The organism is Rhodovulum strictum, from assembly GCF_009649175.1.
Classification (GTDB): domain Bacteria; phylum Pseudomonadota; class Alphaproteobacteria; order Rhodobacterales; family Rhodobacteraceae; genus Rhodovulum; species Rhodovulum strictum.
Genome location: NZ_WJPO01000001.1, coordinates 217120 through 233086, shown reverse-complemented (window position 1 = coordinate 233086; position 15967 = coordinate 217120). Strand labels below are relative to the sequence as shown.

Genomic DNA, 15967 nt, shown 5'->3' with positions numbered 1-15967 from the left:
AGGACTGGTCGGGGTGTGGATGTCGACGGAGCGGGACGCGGGGATGGAAGGCTACAAGCGCTACGCGATCTACTATGCGCCGGAACCCGGCCCGCTTGCCGAGTTCGGCGCCGCCTGGCTTGGCTGGGATCCGCTGGCGGGAACGACGCGGGCGCCGCTCCGGCTGCTGGGGCTGCCCTGCAAGCTGTCGGAACTGACCGAGACGCCCCGCCGCTACGGGTTTCACGCCACGATCAAGCCGCCCTTTCGCCTGATCACGGGCAGCGATATCGGGCTGCTGCACCGCTCGGCCGCGGCGCTTGCGGGCCAGTTGAAACCGGTGCTGCTGGACGGGCTGCAAATCTCGCGGCTGTCGGGGTTTCTGGCACTGACGCCCAGGGGCGACACCCGCGCGCTGGGGGCGCTGGCGGGCAGCGTGGTCGAGTCGCTTGACGGGTTTCGCGCCCCGCCCCCGCCCGAGGAGATCGCCCGCCGCAACCCCGACCGGCTGAGCGCGCGCCAGCGTCGTCTGCTTGACCGCTGGGGCTACCCCCATGTGATGGAGGAGTTCCGCTTTCACCTGACCCTGACCGGCCCGCTTCGGGATGCCGAGGCCGAGTGCACCCGCGCCGTGCTGGCCCCGGTGCTGCAACCGCTGATCGACCGGCCGCTCAAGATCGCAAGCCTGTGCCTGTTCGGCGAGGCCGAGGACGGGCGCTTTCGCAATCTGCATCGCTACCCCCTGATGGGCTGACGCGCCCGGACGGGCCTGACCGGAACAGGCTTGCGCCGGATCATCACCCCAAGGGCGAATCGTGGCGCAACAAGGCAACCGTGACGCGCAAATGGCCTGCCCGATCAACAATCCCCGGCGGGCATCGGCTTTGTCGGGCTAGGACGGCACACACACCGCCCGGCAAGCGCCTGGCCATCTTGCTGCCTTATTCCCTGTCGATTCTGGTTCGACACGGATGCTGGAGGTCTGCCCATGCTCGACTGGTTCGCCACGATCACCTTCGACCAGATCGCGCTCAGCCTCGTGACGCTCAGCCTGCTGCGCGAGGCGATGGTCCTTGCACTTCCCGACAGCGTGGCGGGCCCCGGCGGCTGGCTCATCGACACCGCCGCGGACCGGGGCGAGGAATAGGGCCCCGCTTTTCCCGTCAGCCACGGAACAGGATGCTCTGACGCGGCGGCGCGCAACGAAACCATGGCCGCAGCACCGATGCGCGCCCGGTTGTCACACCCGCGATACAGAAACGGCTTATCCACAGGGGTCAAACCTGTTCCGAGTCAGACGATGTCGCACCTTCTGCCCCCCTTGCGGTTTACCGGCGCAACCATCCTGCGCGACGGAGAGATGCAGCGCCGGTCGCTTTCCATCGCCGAAGGGCGCATCACGCGAGGCCCGCTGCCCGAGGTGGACCTGTCGGGCTACATCATCCTGCCCGGGATCGTCGATCTGCATGGCGACGCCTTCGAGCGCCATATCGCCCCCCGGCCCTCGGCCCCCTTTGCGCCGGGCATCGGGCTGGTCGCGACCGACCGCGAGGCGGCCGCAAACGGGGTGACGACCGCCTGGCTGGCGCAGGGCTGGTCATGGGAAGGCGGGCATCGCGGCCCCGACCGGGCCGAGGCGCTGATGGCCGCACTGGACACCTATCGCGCGCGGGCGCTGACCGATCTGCGCCTTCAGATCCGCTGCGAAACGCATATGGTCGAGAGCGGCCCCCGCCTGCTTGACGCCATCCGCCGCCACCGGATCGGCTATGTGGTGTTCAACAACCACCTCGACGAAGCCGCCGAAGCGGCGCATACGCGGCCCGAGCGGCTGGCGCTTTGGGCTGCGCAGGCCGGGCAATGCCCCGAGGCGTACCGGGCAGGGATGGACGCCGCGCTGGCACAGGCCGGCGAAGTGCCGCGCCATCTGTGCCGGCTGGCCGACAGTTTCGACGAGTTGGGCGTTCTTTACGGCAGCCATGACGATCCCGACGGTGAAACGCGCGAGCGATTCTCGATGATCGGGGCGCGCATCGCCGAGTTTCCGTTGACCCGCCGCGCCGCCGCCGCCGCACGGGCGATGAACGATCCGGTGCTGCTGGGCGCGCCGAACGTGGTGCGGGGCGGATCGCAGGCGGGCAATGTCTCGGCGCTGGACCTGATCGCACAGGGGCTCTGCGATGCGCTGGTGTCGGACTATTACTATCCCGCGCTGACGCATGCGGTCTGGCGGCTGGTCGATGGCGGCCTGATGGACCTGCCGCGCGCCTGGGCGCTGATCTCGGAACGGCCCGCGGCGATCCTGCGTCTGCCCGATCGCGGGCGGCTCGATACCGGGCGCCGGGCCGACCTGTGCGTGGTCGATGCGCGCACGCGGGCGGTCGAGATGACCATCGCGGGCGGGCGGCTGAGCTATCTGGCGGGCGAGGCCGCGCGGCGCATGACAAGCAGGCTTCACACGCTTGACATGGCGGCGGAATAGGCTGCGGCAACACGGTCGTTACCGTGGCGTCTCATTTCGGTTGCCGCAACGTCACCTTCCCAGTCTATGATTGAACTCATTCCAAAGGCCGGTGGGGACATCGGTTTCATCCTTTCGCCGCAAGGCAGCCGAGAATTTCATCAGTGCCTTGGTCAAAGTCGGGGGCGGCGCATCGTGCCGTCCCCTTTTTCACGGGCTGCCCCGGACGGTTGCCGCCGCGCGGCGGATGGCGCATGCTCGCGCCCCGATCAATGGCAAGAGGATGCCGTCCCATGGACCGATTCACCCCCGGCCCCGCGACCCAGCGGCAGTTTCGCGATGCGCTGGGCTGTTTCGCGACCGGCGTGACCGTGGTGACGGTCGGCGATGCGGCCGGGCCGGTGGGGATGACGGCGAACAGCTTTGCCTCGGTTTCGCTCGATCCGCCGCTGATCCTGTGGTCGCCCGCCTGCGCCTCGGGACGGTTCGCGGCAATGACCGGGGCCGAGCGCTTTGCCGTGCACGTGCTGGGCGCGGGCGAGAAAGCCATCGCGCAACGCTTTGCCCGCTCGGGGGCCGCGTTCGAGGGGCTGGCGATGGAATGGGCCGAGGCAGGGCCACCCCTGCTGGACGAGGGCTGGATCGCGCGGTTCCTGTGCACCCGTGTCGCGGTGCATGACGCGGGCGATCACGCCATCGTCGTCGGTCGCGTCGACGAGGTCGCCCGCCGCGAAGGCCCGCCGCTGGTCTTTGCCGGGGGCGCCTTTGGTGATTTCAGCCCGGCGGAATAAGGGCACGCGTCGTCACCGGCTGCCTGCCAGAACGCCGTCCCCCTCGCCCACCGGCTCGTCGCCGGTGATCAGGTGAAAATCGTCGGGATTGGCCTCGTTCCAGCCAAAGCGAAGCGGTGACTCGTTGCGCAGGATGTCCAGCATCACGGGCATCTGCTGGAAATCGAGATAACCGTAGAACCGTTGGCCATGCGTCGCGGGCGCCGAGGCGTTGGGCAAGGGCCCGCTCTTGCGAAAACCGAGCGCGGCGTAGAAGCCCGGTCCGTTCAACTGGAGGATGCCGTAATAGTCCGGCCCGCCCACCGACGCCTTGTAGGTCGTGATCTCGTACCATTTCCAGCCCATTCCGGCCTCCCCTGCACTCTCTCAGCCCTCGCCCACGGGGTCCGCGGTCGCCCTGCTGTGGTCGAATCCGCCGCTGCGACGAACGCCGGGCACCTGCGCGAAACCCCCGTCATTCACGCAGGGGGCTTCCCGGCGCCTGGTCCAGATGGTGCGAAGCAGCCCATTCTCATGCCGATCCCGAGGCAAAGCCGCCCCGCCGGTGGCGTCAGCCGACCGTCATGACCAGCCCCCATCCTTGTCCGAAGGGGCCGGCACTGCATTGATCGGCATCATCGGCCTGACAGCCCGGGCGCGGTTCACTCGACGCGCATGGCCGAGACGTTGAGGCTGCGCTTGAGACGGCGCAGCGAGGATGGCGTCACACCGAAATAGCGCGCCATCTCCTGATCGCTGAGACCATAGCCCGACATCGCGCGCAGCGCTTCGCCGGGCACGGGCCCAAGCTTGCCGAGTATCAACTCGTGGTCATCGAGACAGGCCCGGCACATTGGCCGCGTCCCGGTTTTGCTGGTCTTGGTCACGTTCCTGGCTCCTCCCCGAACCAGTCCCTCGCCACGGGGTTGTATCATGATTCTGCCCCGGCGGTCGCGGGTTTTCCCGTTTTGACACATTACCACATCCCGCGCCCCGACGGCCAACTTCGCACCAGAACGCCGCCCGCGTGGCAACAAGCCGCCGAGCCGCAGCGCAGCATGCCGATGGCCCCGAAAGCCGACGGGGCCATGGGTCGCGCGCAAGGGCGGATCAGCCGAACATGTCGGCGACGATGCCCGAATACCAGCCCAGGCTTTCCTCGTAGGTCAGCTTGCGCAGATCGGCAGGCTCGCCGGTCTGGCTGACAAAGCCGTCCACCTTGGCGATCATCTCGTCGGTCGGCGCGTAGGAAGCGCCCACCTTGACCCCATCATCGGTGTCGATCAGCGACCAGCAGGTGTTGGAATAGCGCGCCGGGAAGGCGGTAGACCCGGTCAGCGCCGCGCGAACCTGCATCGCGGCGACCTTGGCATGGCTGTTGGCCGAGAAGCCCGATTTCGGCATGTCGCCCGCGATGGTGGCATCGCCCAGCACATGGATGTCCTCGTCCATCCGGCTTTGCATCGTGGCGGGCACGATGGGGCAGAAGCCGGTCTCGCCCGTCAGCCCGGCCAGTTCGGCAATGCGGCCAGCCTTTTGCGCCGGGATCACGTTGCAGACATCGACCTTTTCAACCTGCCCGTCGATATCGACCTCCATCGTCTCGGGATTGACCGACACGTTGTTGCCGCCGAAATCGGGGCCGATGCGCTGGATCATGCCCGGATAATGCTTCTGCCAGCCCTCCTCGAACAGCGCCTGTTTCGAGAAGCTCTGCTTGGGATCGACGATCAGGATCTTGGCGGTCGGGTTCCGCTCACGCAGCACATGGGCCACCATCGAGATCCGTTCGTAGGGGCCGGGCGGGCAGCGGAACGGGTCGGGCGGCGCGACCATGCAGAACAGACCACCCTGGCGCATCCCCTCGACCTGTGCCTTGAGCAGTTGGGTCTGGCTGCCCGCCTTCCAGGAATGCGGCATCCGGTTCTGGGCCGAGATGTCCCAGCCCGGCACCGAGCCCTCGACGAAGTCGATCCCCGGCGCCACGATCAGCTTGTCATAGGGAAAGACATGGCCGCCCGCGGTGGTCACGGTCCTGCCGTCGCGGTCGACGCCCACGGCCCAGTCATGCACGACATTGATGCCGTATTGCGCGGCCAGCGTGCCGTAGCTGTGCCCGATCGAGGCGAGGTCGCGGAACCCGCCGATATAGAGGTTCGAGAAGAAGCAGGTGTAATAGGTGCGGGTCGGCTCGATCAGGGTGACGTCGATGGCGCCCTGGCTGTCCTTGGCGATGTAGCGCGCGGCCGTCGCGCCCCCCGCGCCGCCGCCCACGATCACCACGCGCGGCCGGGCCTGGCCGATCAGCGGCGGGGCCGAGAGCGCGGCGCCAAGCACAAGGCCCGTGCCGATAAAGCTCCGTCTGTTCAGTGTCATGTCGCTGTTCCTCCCTGGGACATGAGCGCGCGTTTCCGGTGTCGTGAAGGCGGGGGCACGTCAGGGCGTGAGCGTGCCGAAATAGGCGGCGAGTGCGGCGATTTCCTCGTCCGAAAGTCGGCCTGCCATCATCTGCATCACCGGATGCGGCCGCAGCTTCTGCTTGTAGGCATGCATGGCAAGGACGAAATCCCGTTGCGGCCAGAACACGATCGAGGGGATGCCCTGATCGGAACCGTCGCGCTGGTGGCAGGTGGTGCATTCGCTTGACAGATACTCGCCATAGGCGCGGTCGCCGACAATGGCGAGCGTGTCCTCGGACAGCCTGGGCAGATCGGCGCGGGCGGTCGGCGCCGCCTCGGGGATGTTCGATGGCCGGTCCGAGAAATCGCGCAGGAAGGCCAGAAGATCGGCGCGTTCGCGCGGATCTTCGAGCCCGTCAAAGCTCATCCGCGTGCCGCTCACCAGAACCCGCGGATTCTCGATATAGGCGTCCAGCGTATCCAGCGTCCAGGTCAGCCCGTCGCGCCCCATCCGCGTCATCGAGCGCGAATAGGGAAAATCGGCGACCGTGGCGGCACGGCGGCCGAAGATGCCGTTCAGCGGCGGGCCGATGCTGATCTCGGCCTCCGGTCCGATCTGGTGGCAGCCGCTACAGAACATCCATATCTCGGCCCCGCGCTCGGCATCGCCGATCGCCGTGGCCCGGGTCTGGGCCTGCGCCTGCCCTGCGCCGATCAGGGCAAGTGCCAGAACTGGAAAAAGAGCCCCTCGCATGGCCAAGCATTGTAATGGCGCGTTGCGCCAATCAAGAAGTTCCTGTGCTGGCGCAGGGGTTTTCGCAAAGTTTTCCGGTGTGACCCGCCGAAAGCCGATCCGCCGCGCCGCCCATCGGACGCTCACGCATAGCGGCCCACCCTTGCCGCCGAGGGAAAAACACATTACGTTTTCTATATGTAAACAGGCGGCCGCGAATGAAAAGGATGCTTGCCGTAGCGCTTTGCGCCGGAGCGATGGCCGCAGCCCCCCTGGGCGTTGCGCGTGCCGAGCTTGTGCTGGCGATGTTCGAGCGGACGGGTTGTATCCATTGCCGGATGTGGAACGACCAGATCGGCCCGATCTGGCCCCGCACGGCCGAAGGCGCGGTGGCGCCGCTTTTCCGGATCGACCTGGACCGGCCATTGCCCGAGGGCATCACGCTGGCCAGCCGCCCGGTCTTTACGCCTACCTTCGTGCTGTTGCGCGACGGGGTCGAACTGGACCGGCTGGAGGGCTATCCCGGCGAGGATTTCTTCTGGGGGCTGATCGGCGGGATGCTGCGCGAACAGCCCGAATGGGCCATGCAGGACAGCGCGGAAGGAGCCCTTGAATGACGGCAGGACCGGAACATGCGGCAGGGATGTCCGGCCACGGGGCGCGGCAGCGCGCCCCGAACCCGGGCGGCGTAATCATCGTTCATCCAGGCGAACGGGACGGGGCTGCCCCCTTGGACAAGGAGACGGGCTTCTGAGGAAGCCGCCAAAAGCCCATGCCAGAAGACATTTCCCAGAGCGAAGCGCAGGATGACGGGCTTCATGCCGAGGACATGGTCCAGCATGCCGAGACCGCCTCGAGCTTTCTCAAGGCGCTGTCGCATGAGGGACGGCTGATGATCCTGTGTCATCTGACCACGGGCGAGAAATCGGTCACGGAACTGGAAACGCTGCTGGCCTCGCGGCAGGCCGCGGTCAGCCAGCAGCTTGCCCGGCTCAGGCTCGAAGGGCTGGTCAGCGCCCGGCGCGAGGGCAAGGCGATCTTCTATTCGCTGGCCGACGAGCGCGCCCGGCGTGTACTGGAACTGATGCACGACATGTTCTGCAACGCCCAGAACCCGCCCCCGCATGCGGGCGGCGGACCGGGACGAAGATAGGGCCCGGGGCCCGGCGGTGGTGGGGAGGTAGGATGGACGTCATTCCCGCAGGCGCCTGGGCGGCGCTTATCGGTCTGGTCACGGGCTGCGTTCTGGGCCTTGCGGCGCGGCTGGGCGATTTCTGCACGCTGGGCGCCATCGAAAGCGCCGCCTATGGCGCGGACCAGCGACGGCTCAGGATGTGGGGCGTGGTACTGGGCAGCGGCATCGCGGCCACCTATCTGCTGGCCGCCACGGGCCGGATCGAACTGTCCCTGACGCCCTATCATTCCATCGCCTGGAACCCGCTGGCCTCGGTGCTGGGCGGGGCGCTGTTCGGCTATGGCATGGCGATGGCGGGCAATTGCGGCTTTGGCGCGCTGGCCCGCTTCGGCGGGGGCGATCTGCGCGCGCTGGTCGTGGTCGTGGTGATCGCGATCATGGGATTCGTCACGCTGTCCGGGCCGCTTGCCCCCCTGCGCGACTGGGCCTTTCCGCAGGAACCCGCATCCGGCATGCAGGGCATCGCGCATCTTCTGGGGGGGCTGACGGGTCTGCCGGTGCTGGCCGTCGCCCTGGCCCTCGCGGCCGGGTTCCTCGCCTGGGGCATCGCTCATGCCCCGCTGCGGGCCGAGCCACACCGGATCGGCTGGGGCATGGCCGCGGGGCTGGCGCTTGCGGGTGCGCTGTGGGGGATGAGCCATCTGAACCATGTCAGCTTCGGCGCGGTCGATGTCGAGGGCCATACCTTTACCGCCCCGCTCGGGCGCACGCTGATGTGGCTGATGACCGCCTCGGCGGGGGGGCTGTCCTTTTCGGTCGGCTCGGTGCTGGGGGTGCTGCTGGGCGCCTGGATCGGATCCTGGCACAAGAGCAGCTTCCGCTGGGAGGCCTGCGAGGATCCGCGCGAGCTGGGCCGACAGGTGGGCGGCGCGGCGTTGATGGGGATCGGCGGCGTGGTCGCGATGGGCTGCTCGATCGGACAGGGCGCGACCGGCTTTTCGACGCTGGCCTATTCGGCGCCGGTGACGCTGATGGCGATCTGTGCGGGCGCGCTTCTGGGCCTGCGCCGCCTGATCGCCGGGTTCCAGCCCGATTGAGCGCGCCCGGTTCCGAACCCGGCCGCATCGACGCCATCGACCTAGCGCGAACGCTGGCGCTGGCCGGGATGGCCGTCTTTCATCTGGTCTTTGACCTTGAGATGTTCGGTCACCTGCCCCAAGGCACCGCCGTCACCGGCGGCTGGCGTATCCTGTCCTATGTCGTCGCCGGGTCGTTCCTGTTTCTTGCAGGCGTCAGCCTGCAACTGGCCCACGGGAACGGCTTGCGCTTGCGTGCCTTCCTGCGCCGATTGGCCATGATCGGCGCTGCGGCGGGGGCGGTCAGCCTGGGCACCTGGATCGTCTTCCCCGCCAGCTTCGTCTATTTCGGGATCCTCCATGCCATCGCCATGGCCAGCATCCTGGGCCTCGCCTTCCTGCGCCTGCCCGCATTGCTGACGCTGGCCGTCGCATTGGCCCTGCTGCTGGCGGCGCACGGCGCCCCTGCCCTGCCCGGGCTCGATGCGGGCTGGCTTGACTGGACCGGCCTGACAGCGCGGGCGCGGCCCAGCGTCGATTATGTGCCGCTCGTGCCATGGCTCGCCCCGTTCCTTGCCGGGCTCGCGCTGGCAAGGCTGGCCGCGCGGGCCGGGCTCTGGGCGCGGCTGGAACGCCGGGGGGACAGGCGGCCGCTGCTGCGCAGGCTGACCTGGCCCGGACGCCACAGCCTTGCGATCTACCTGCTGCACCAGCCCGTCCTGATCGGGATGGTCTGGGCGGGCACATTGCTGGTCCAATAGGCGACCCTGCGGGCATGACCCTCGATTGCGCAGCCTGTCGGCACGACAGCGCATGAGGGGCGGCCCGCAAAACAAGGGAATAGAAGCGCAGGCAGAACACCGGCCCGGTTCGCGTTGCATCTTGCGCAGACGCATGGCTGCCCACGCGCAAAAAGCATGGCGTTAAGCCTTCGGTAGATGATTCGCCCTACTCCTCCTGGATATCCGCGTCATCCATGCAAGGCGCGTCAACCGATCCAGGAAAGGACTCCCATGGTTCGCTCGATCACCAGACTGACTGCCGTTCTTGCCATCGTGACCGCCACTGGCACCCATGCCGGCGAATTCGACGCCCAGTTGACCGCCTATCTCGACAGCAATGTCCGCGCCTGGGCGACAGCGCCCATCATCATCGACGCGATCAAGGCCCAGAACGCCCATACCTCGGGCTATGACCAGGCCCGCATCGACGAGCTTGACCTTGCCTGGCGCGCGCAGGTCGGACAGGCCGACAGCCCGCTGATCGCACCGATGCTGGCCAGCCCCGTCTCGGAATACCTGCGCGAACAATCGGCCGCGAGCGGCGGTCAGGTGACCGAGATCATCCTGATGGACGCACAGGGGCTGAACGTTGCGGTATCCGAGGTGACGTCGGATTACTGGCAGGGCGACGAGGAAAAGCACTCGCATACCTATGGCATGGGCCCCGACGCGATCCATTTCGGCGAGATCGAGTTCGACGAGTCGACCCAGCGCTATCAGGTCCAGATCTCGTTCACCATCAACGATCCCGAGACCGGCACGCCGATCGGCGCGATGACCGTCGGGGTCGACGGCGAAGCCTTCATGTAAGCCACCGAAACGCGAGCCGTCTGAAAGAGGAGAGGCAAGATGCAAGGCATGTCCGCAACGACGGCTCGCAACCGGGTCGGCAACTCGGTGTTCATCAAGGGCGCGGCGCTGGTCGCGATCACGACCATTGTCGTCGCGGCAATGGTCCTGATTGCCTCGACACGCAGCGCCTATGAAATCACGCACCAGCAGCTGGGCGAACTCATGGTCGAGGTGACGGAATCCGGCGCTGAAAGCGTCGCCGGTCACCTTCGCTTTGGCAAGATCGACGCAGTGGAAGCCCAGCTCCAGAACTATGCCGTGCGCGCGCATGACCATTTCATGCAGGTCGCCGTCTGGTCGGCTGGCGGCGAGCGGGTGGCACAACTGGGCACGGCCAGCGCGGCTGAATCCGGGCGCATGGCCGAACTTGCCCGCCAGGCGCTTGCAACCGGCACGATGGCGATGGACGACGATACGCTGATCATCGCCGTGCCTGTGATCTATGGCGGCGCACCGGTGGGCGCGGTGGCCGCGGTCTGGTCAGCCAAGATGCTGATGGGCGAGATCCTGATCGCTTCCCTGCCCGCGATGTCTCTGGCGGGGCTTCTGTTCCTTGTCCTTCTTGCGGGCGCGACGCTGCTGCTGCGCAAGATGATCGGCCAGCCGCTGCAACAGGTCAGCAGCGCCATGGCGCGGGTCACGGCAGGCGCCTATGACGACGAAATCCCGATGACCGGCAAGGGCGACGAGATCGGCGTGATCGCCCGCAGCCTCGACTCGCTGCGGGTCCGCCTGCAATCTGCCGCGGCCGCCGAAGCCGACCGCGAGCGGGCGCGTTCAGACCAGACCTATGCGGTCGAGCGTCTGGGCCGCGGGCTGACGGCGCTTGCCGCAGGCGATCTGACGCATCGTCTGGACGCGGCCTTTGCGCCCGATTACGAGCAGTTGCGCCATGATTTCAACGCGACGGTCGCGACGCTGAACGAGATGCTGGGCTCGATCGTCGAGAACGCGACCGAGATCCACGCCCGCGCCGAGGAAATCGGCACCGCCTCGGACGACCTGTCCCACCGCACCGAAAACCAGGCCGCGACGCTGGAGGAAACGGCGGCCGCGCTGGACGAACTGACCTCGAGCGTGCGCTCGGCTGCCGAAGGTGCGGCCGAGGTCGAGCGGGTCGTGTCAGCCGCCCGCGGCGATGCCGAAGCCTCGGGCCGGGTGGTGAGCGACGCGATCGGCGCGATGTCCGAGATCAAGCGGTCCTCGGACGAGATCGGCCAGATCATCGGCGTGATCGACGACATCGCGTTCCAGACCAACCTGCTGGCCCTGAATGCCGGGGTCGAGGCCGCGCGGGCGGGCGAGGCCGGGCGCGGCTTTGCGGTCGTGGCATCGGAAGTGCGGGCACTGGCGCAGCGCAGTTCGGACGCGGCCAAGGAAATCAAGACCCTGATCGGCACCAGTTCCGAACAGGTCGAATCCGGCGTGGCGCTGGTCAACCGCGCGGGCGAGGCGCTGGCGGATATCGTCGGGCGGGTCGCGAACATCGCCGACCTGGTCTCGGGCATCGCCACGGGCGCGCAGGAACAATCGGTCGGCCTGGGCGAGATCAATGTGGGTGTCACCCAGCTTGACCAGGTGACGCAGCAGAACGCCGCCATGGTCGAGGAAGCCACCGCCGCCAGCGCCACCCTGCGCCACGAGGCCGAGACGCTGCAAGGCCTGGTCGCCCGGTTCCGGCTGCAAGGCGGCCAGCCCGGCCCCGCCGCGGCCCTGCCGCCGCTGCGCCTGGCCACCCCCACCCGCCCCGCGCCGCCCAGCCAACCGAAAGCCGCCGCGGAGCTTTCCTTCCCCGCCCAGCGCAAGGCCGCAAACGACACAACAACCTGGCAGGATTTCTGACAAGGCGCAGGCGGCCACGCCTTCTGGAGCCCGCTCCGGAAACGGCCTGACGCACCGCCGCGACGCATGGCGGATCGCCCTTGGCGAGGGGTCGGTCAGAAGCCCAGCGCCCGCGGCAGCCAGGTTACCAGAGGCGGAAGGAAGGCGATGAGTAGCAGCACCAGAACCTCGACCAGAAAGAAGGGCAGGATCGCGCGGACAAGGCGCAGCATGCCCACCCCGGCCACCGACTCGGCCACGAACAGGCAAAGCCCCAGCGGCGGGGTGATCAGCCCGATCATCAGGTTGAAGATGACGATGATGCCGAAATGCACCGGGTCGATCCCCAGGCTGACGGCGATCGGGTGCAGGATCGGCACCAGCACCAGCATCGCCGCGATCCCTTCGAGAAAGAGGCCGACGAACAGGAACAGCAGGATCACCGCAATCAGAAACGCGGTCTGGCCGCCGACATTGGCCAGCACCCAGTCGGTCAGCATGTTGGGCACGCGGTTATAGGTCAGCACCCAGTTCGCCGCCGCCACCGCCGCGATGATCGCCAGGATCGCCGCGCTCGACAGCATCGCGTCGCGAAAGATGCGCGGCAGCGCCGAAAGCGGGATGGTGCGGTAGACCACGATGCCCAGAAACAGCGCATAGGCCACGGCAAAGCTGGCCGCCTCGGTCGGGGTGACGACGCCCATCAGGATCGAGCCGACCACGAAGACCGGCATCAGAACCGGCAGGATGCCCGCCAGCAGCGCCTCGCGGTCCGGGCGGCGGGGGCTGTCGGCCGCGCCGTTGACCCGCCGCTCGCGCACCGTCAGCATCACATAGACCGATAGCCCCAGCGCCAGCACCAGCCCCGGCACGATCCCGGCCAGAAACAGCGCCGGGACCGACACGCCCGAGACGATCAGGGCATAGATGATGACCGGGATCGAGGGCGGGATGATCGGGCCGATCACCGACGAGGCGGCGGTCAGCGCGGCAGCATAGGCGCGGTCATAGCCCTGCCGCTCCATCTCGGGGATGAAGACCCGCCCGATGGCCGAGGTATCCGCCACCGCCGAACCCGACAGCCCGGCGAAGATCACCGAGGCCCAGATATTGACCAGCGCCAGCCCCGCCCGCAGCCGCCCGACGAAGACATTGGCAAAGCCGATGATGTGCCGCGTGATGCCGCTTTCGTTCATCACCTCGCCCGCCAGCACGAAAAGCGGGATCGCCAGCAGCGGATAGGAATTCAGCCCACGGAACATCTCGGCCGCGACAAGGCCGATCGAATAGGGCGGATCGCCCAGCGCCATGAAGACCAGAAGCGCCGCGATGATGGCGATGGCGATGGGCACACCCGCAAGAAGGGCGGCAAGGAGGACGGCATAGACCATGCTAGACCGCCCGCAATCGCGCCAGCCGCTCGGCCAGCCGCAAGAGCGCGGCCAAAGCCAGCGCAGCCCCGCCAAAGGCGATCGCGTATTGCCAGCTGCCCATCCGGCCCAGCGCGGCCAGCGCCTCGATCCCGGTCGCCTCGGCCAGATCGCGCGATACCCGCACGAGGCCCGAGGCGTCGATGCCGCCGCGCCGCTCGGCGAACAGATGGCCCGCCCGCGCCAGCGTCAGCCCGACCGCGATGGCCAGCACGTCGCCCGCCGCCAGAATCCGCTCGCGCAGCCGCATCGACAAGCCGTCCAGAAGGATGGTGAAGCGGATATGGCTGTCATTCATGTAGGCCAGCGCCAGCCCGGACATCGTGCCGTAGATCGTCAGATAGACCGGCAATTCCTCGCCCCAGGGCACCGACGCGCCAAACAGGTAGCGGCGCAGGGCGTTGACGAACACGATCAGGAAGACCAGCGCAAGCGACAGGCCCGCGGCCAGCCCGAACAGGCGGCGGAAGATGTCGGAAATCCTGGTCACGGCGCGCACTCTCCCCGGTTCGGGCCGGCCCCGCGGACCGGCCCGCCCAGCCTGTGTCTATTGCGCAGCCGCGGCAACGGCCTCTTGCAGGCGGTCGATCCAGACGGCATCCGCGCCCAGTTCGCCGCGCAGATAGTCCACCACCGCGGGCTGCGCCCTTTCGGCGAAAGCCTGCAATTCCGCGGCGGTGGGGGCATAGACCTGCATGCCCTCGGCCTGTACCCTGGTCACGCCATCGGCGCTGGTCCATTGCTGGATCGCCCGGCCCATCGTGCCCGCCACCCGGCCAGCCCGGCGCACAACTTCGCGGTCCGAGGGCGAAAGCGCCTGAAAGAAGTCCTCGTTGATCAGGATGAAATCGGCGGCATAGACATGGCCGTCCAGCGTCATGAATTTCTGCAACTTGTGCAGGCCGTTGTTGTAGATCACGCCAACCGGGTTTTCCTGCCCGTCGACAACGCCGGTGGACAGCGCGTTGGGCAGTTCGGTCCAGGCGATGGGCGTGGGCTCGCCGCCCAGGCCCTTGACCAGTTCGATGTAAAGCGGGACCGGCTGGACGCGGAATTTCAGCCCGGCCATGTCCTCGGGGCTGCGGATTTCGCGCTTGCTGTTGGTGAAGTTGCGAAAGCCGGTCTCGCCATAGGCCAGCGTCCTGAGCCCGGTGCGCGCAAGGCAGTCCTCGGCCAGCGCATCGCCGAAGGGGCCATCCAGAACGTCCCAGGCGATGGTGGCCGAGGCAAAGGAATAGGGGATGTCCAGCACCGCGGCGGGCGGACAGATCTTGGACATCGCGCCCGAGACCAGCACGACCTGGGTCAGCCCCTCCTGCGCCTGGCCGACCAGATCATCCTCGTTGCCCAGCGCCCCGGCGGGAAAGATCTCGACCTTGAGCCCGGTTTCGCCCTCGACGATGTTCTTGAAGACATGCGCCGCGGCACCCTTCTTCGAGCCGGTCCAGTCATCCGGATCGACATGGGCGATGCGCATCGTCTGGGCGCTGGCGGCAGACCCCAAGCCAAGCGCAAGGGCCGCGGCGGCGGCGATCAGCTTCGGTTGGAAACGCATGTCGTGGTCCTCCCTGTTGCGTCTTCAATGCCCCGGCTCAGGGCGCGGGGTGTCGGTGTCGAAGGTTTCGAAGGTGGCGCGCATCCGCGCCGGATCGGCGGGCCGCCCGGTGAACAGTTCAAACGCGCGCACCGCCTGGAACACCGCCATGCCCGAGCCGTCAAGCACCCGGCAGCCCCGCGCCCGCGCCGCGCGCAACAGCGCGGTTTCAAGCGGCACATAGACGATGTCCGCCACCCAGAGCGCGGGGTCCAGCAGATCGGCGGGAACCGCCATGCCGGGCAGCGCGGCCATGCCCATGGGCGTGGCGTTCACCAGCCCGTCGGGGCGGTCGGCGGCGAACAGCGCGGCAATGTCATCCACCGCGGCCGCGACAAGGCCCGGGCGCGTCTGCCGCAGCCGGTCGGCCAGCGCTGCGGCGCGCGCGCCCTCGCTGTCATGGATCGACAGCCGCGCCACGCCGCAATCGGCCAGCGCATGGGCCACCGCGGCGCCCGCGCCCCCGGCGCCCACCAGCAGCACATGCGCCCGGCACGCATCGGGCAGGCCCCGGCGAAACCCCTCGGCAAAGCCCCAAAGATCGGTGTTGTGCCCGACCCGCCGCCCGCCGCGCAGCACCACGGTATTGACCGCCCCCACCGCGGCCGCGTTGTCCGACAGCGCGTCCAGCAGGGCCACGATCTCGACCTTGAACGGATAGGTGACGTTCAGCCCGTCAAAGCCCCCGGCCTCGGCGGCGCTCAGGATTGCGGCCAGGTCCATGCCGCGCCAGCCGGGCATGTCGGTGTCAAGCAACCGGTACTCGCCCGCCAGACCCTGCGCCCGCGCCTCGGCCATGTGCATCGCGGGCGTGCGCGAGCGCGAGATACCGCGGCCCACAAGGCCCGCCAGAACTGTGCCGCATTGCGGCGCGATCAGGCTCAAGGCGCTTCTCCCGGGCGGCTGGACGATTCTTGTCCGCCACCTTGACCGCC

The 15967-nt window shown here is 68.0% G+C and carries 18 protein-coding genes; 10 read left to right on the top strand and 8 right to left on the bottom strand.

Going from position 1 to position 15967, the window contains the following annotated elements; translation table 11 throughout:
* Window positions 1-43: 43 nt before the first annotated feature.
* The 4 genes from GH815_RS01120 to GH815_RS01105 all read left to right on the top strand — a co-directional run bounded on the left by GH815_RS01120 (window position 44) and on the right by GH815_RS01105 (window position 3231).
* The gene (locus tag GH815_RS01120; protein WP_153746997.1) at window positions 44-733 is read left to right on the top strand and encodes a DUF1045 domain-containing protein; all 690 of its coding nucleotides are present in this window, start codon (window positions 44-46) and stop codon (window positions 731-733) included.
* A 234-nt stretch (window positions 734-967) separates the two neighbouring features.
* On the top strand, window positions 968-1126 hold the full coding sequence (locus GH815_RS01115) for a hypothetical protein (RefSeq protein WP_153746884.1): 159 nt from the start codon (window positions 968-970) through the stop codon (window positions 1124-1126).
* A gap of 153 nt (window positions 1127-1279) precedes the next feature.
* A complete protein-coding gene (locus GH815_RS01110; protein WP_153746883.1) occupies window positions 1280-2461 on the top strand; it encodes an alpha-D-ribose 1-methylphosphonate 5-triphosphate diphosphatase in 1182 nt (393 codons plus the stop codon).
* Window positions 2462-2733: 272 nt separating this feature from the next.
* Window positions 2734-3231, top strand: a complete 498-nt coding sequence (locus tag GH815_RS01105) for a flavin reductase family protein (protein WP_211365029.1) — start codon at window positions 2734-2736, stop codon at window positions 3229-3231.
* Between the two features lie 12 nt (window positions 3232-3243).
* On the opposite strand, the gene GH815_RS01100 is transcribed toward GH815_RS01105, so the two are convergent.
* From GH815_RS01100 to GH815_RS01085, 4 genes are all read right to left on the bottom strand, one after another.
* Window positions 3244-3576 carry a hypothetical protein gene (locus GH815_RS01100; RefSeq protein ID WP_153746881.1) on the bottom strand — a complete coding sequence of 111 codons (333 nt, stop codon included), beginning with the start codon at window positions 3574-3576 and terminating at the stop codon, window positions 3244-3246.
* 296 nt (window positions 3577-3872) lie between these two features.
* On the bottom strand, window positions 3873-4097 hold the full coding sequence (locus tag GH815_RS01095) for an antitoxin Xre-like helix-turn-helix domain-containing protein (RefSeq protein WP_153746880.1): 225 nt from the start codon (window positions 4095-4097) through the stop codon (window positions 3873-3875).
* A 223-nt stretch (window positions 4098-4320) separates the two neighbouring features.
* Window positions 4321-5586, bottom strand: a complete 1266-nt coding sequence (locus tag GH815_RS01090; protein WP_153746879.1) for an NAD(P)/FAD-dependent oxidoreductase — start codon at window positions 5584-5586, stop codon at window positions 4321-4323.
* A gap of 60 nt (window positions 5587-5646) precedes the next feature.
* Window positions 5647-6363, bottom strand: a complete 717-nt coding sequence (locus GH815_RS01085; protein ID WP_153746878.1) for a c-type cytochrome — start codon at window positions 6361-6363, stop codon at window positions 5647-5649.
* A gap of 236 nt (window positions 6364-6599) precedes the next feature.
* Between GH815_RS01085 and GH815_RS01080 the strand changes: the two genes are divergently transcribed.
* The 6 genes from GH815_RS01080 (at window position 6600) to GH815_RS01055 (ending at window position 12029) form a co-directional block, all read left to right on the top strand.
* Entirely contained in the window at window positions 6600-6959 is a 360-nt protein-coding gene (locus tag GH815_RS01080; RefSeq protein ID WP_153746877.1) for a thioredoxin family protein, read from the top strand.
* Between the two features lie 155 nt (window positions 6960-7114).
* Window positions 7115-7495: an ArsR/SmtB family transcription factor gene (locus GH815_RS01075; protein ID WP_153746876.1), complete on the top strand. Its 381-nt coding sequence runs from the start codon at window positions 7115-7117 to the stop codon at window positions 7493-7495.
* Window positions 7496-7527: 32 nt separating this feature from the next.
* Window positions 7528-8574: a YeeE/YedE family protein gene (locus GH815_RS01070; RefSeq protein WP_153746875.1), complete on the top strand. Its 1047-nt coding sequence runs from the start codon at window positions 7528-7530 to the stop codon at window positions 8572-8574.
* Window positions 8571-9314 carry a DUF1624 domain-containing protein gene (locus tag GH815_RS01065; protein ID WP_246176244.1) on the top strand — a complete coding sequence of 248 codons (744 nt, stop codon included), beginning with the start codon at window positions 8571-8573 and terminating at the stop codon, window positions 9312-9314. Before GH815_RS01070 ends, GH815_RS01065 begins: the two co-directional genes overlap by 4 nt.
* Before the next feature lie 252 nt (window positions 9315-9566).
* Window positions 9567-10145, top strand: a complete 579-nt coding sequence (locus GH815_RS01060; RefSeq protein ID WP_153746874.1) for a hypothetical protein — start codon at window positions 9567-9569, stop codon at window positions 10143-10145.
* A 39-nt stretch (window positions 10146-10184) separates the two neighbouring features.
* Window positions 10185-12029 carry a methyl-accepting chemotaxis protein gene (locus tag GH815_RS01055; protein ID WP_153746873.1) on the top strand — a complete coding sequence of 615 codons (1845 nt, stop codon included), beginning with the start codon at window positions 10185-10187 and terminating at the stop codon, window positions 12027-12029.
* Window positions 12030-12124: 95 nt separating this feature from the next.
* On the opposite strand, the gene GH815_RS01050 is transcribed toward GH815_RS01055, so the two are convergent.
* The 4 genes from GH815_RS01050 to GH815_RS01035 are packed head-to-tail and all read right to left on the bottom strand — an operon-like array spanning window position 12125 to window position 15917.
* Window positions 12125-13399: a TRAP transporter large permease gene (locus GH815_RS01050; protein ID WP_153746872.1), complete on the bottom strand. Its 1275-nt coding sequence runs from the start codon at window positions 13397-13399 to the stop codon at window positions 12125-12127.
* A 1-nt stretch (window position 13400) separates the two neighbouring features.
* Window positions 13401-13928, bottom strand: coding sequence for a TRAP transporter small permease (locus GH815_RS01045; RefSeq protein ID WP_343030598.1), 528 nt, complete (start codon window positions 13926-13928; stop codon window positions 13401-13403).
* A gap of 57 nt (window positions 13929-13985) precedes the next feature.
* The gene (gene dctP, locus GH815_RS01040; protein WP_153746871.1) at window positions 13986-14993 is read right to left on the bottom strand and encodes a TRAP transporter substrate-binding protein DctP; all 1008 of its coding nucleotides are present in this window, start codon (window positions 14991-14993) and stop codon (window positions 13986-13988) included.
* A 24-nt stretch (window positions 14994-15017) separates the two neighbouring features.
* The gene (locus GH815_RS01035; RefSeq protein ID WP_211365027.1) at window positions 15018-15917 is read right to left on the bottom strand and encodes a shikimate dehydrogenase; all 900 of its coding nucleotides are present in this window, start codon (window positions 15915-15917) and stop codon (window positions 15018-15020) included.
* Window positions 15918-15967: the final 50 nt, after the last annotated feature.

Excerpts from the sequence above, each read along its gene's own strand:
- GH815_RS01055 (WP_153746873.1), top strand. The coding sequence starts at position 10,185 with ATGCAAGGCATGTCCGCAACGACGGCTCGCAACCGGGTCGGCAACTCG.
- GH815_RS01105 (WP_211365029.1), top strand. The coding sequence starts at position 2,734 with ATGGACCGATTCACCCCCGGCCCCGCGACCCAGCGGCAGTTTCGCGAT.
- GH815_RS01050 (WP_153746872.1), bottom strand. The coding sequence starts at position 13,399 with ATGGTCTATGCCGTCCTCCTTGCCGCCCTTCTTGCGGGTGTGCCCATC.
- GH815_RS01085 (WP_153746878.1), bottom strand. The coding sequence starts at position 6,363 with ATGCGAGGGGCTCTTTTTCCAGTTCTGGCACTTGCCCTGATCGGCGCA.
- GH815_RS01090 (WP_153746879.1), bottom strand. The coding sequence starts at position 5,586 with ATGACACTGAACAGACGGAGCTTTATCGGCACGGGCCTTGTGCTTGGC.
- GH815_RS01075 (WP_153746876.1), top strand. The coding sequence starts at position 7,115 with ATGCCAGAAGACATTTCCCAGAGCGAAGCGCAGGATGACGGGCTTCAT.
- GH815_RS01100 (WP_153746881.1), bottom strand. The coding sequence starts at position 3,576 with ATGGGCTGGAAATGGTACGAGATCACGACCTACAAGGCGTCGGTGGGC.
- GH815_RS01060 (WP_153746874.1), top strand. The coding sequence starts at position 9,567 with ATGGTTCGCTCGATCACCAGACTGACTGCCGTTCTTGCCATCGTGACC.
- GH815_RS01070 (WP_153746875.1), top strand. The coding sequence starts at position 7,528 with ATGGACGTCATTCCCGCAGGCGCCTGGGCGGCGCTTATCGGTCTGGTC.
- GH815_RS01120 (WP_153746997.1), top strand. The coding sequence starts at position 44 with ATGGAAGGCTACAAGCGCTACGCGATCTACTATGCGCCGGAACCCGGC.
- dctP (WP_153746871.1), bottom strand. The coding sequence starts at position 14,993 with ATGCGTTTCCAACCGAAGCTGATCGCCGCCGCCGCGGCCCTTGCGCTT.
- GH815_RS01110 (WP_153746883.1), top strand. The coding sequence starts at position 1,280 with ATGTCGCACCTTCTGCCCCCCTTGCGGTTTACCGGCGCAACCATCCTG.
- GH815_RS01115 (WP_153746884.1), top strand. The coding sequence starts at position 968 with ATGCTCGACTGGTTCGCCACGATCACCTTCGACCAGATCGCGCTCAGC.
- GH815_RS01080 (WP_153746877.1), top strand. The coding sequence starts at position 6,600 with ATGGCCGCAGCCCCCCTGGGCGTTGCGCGTGCCGAGCTTGTGCTGGCG.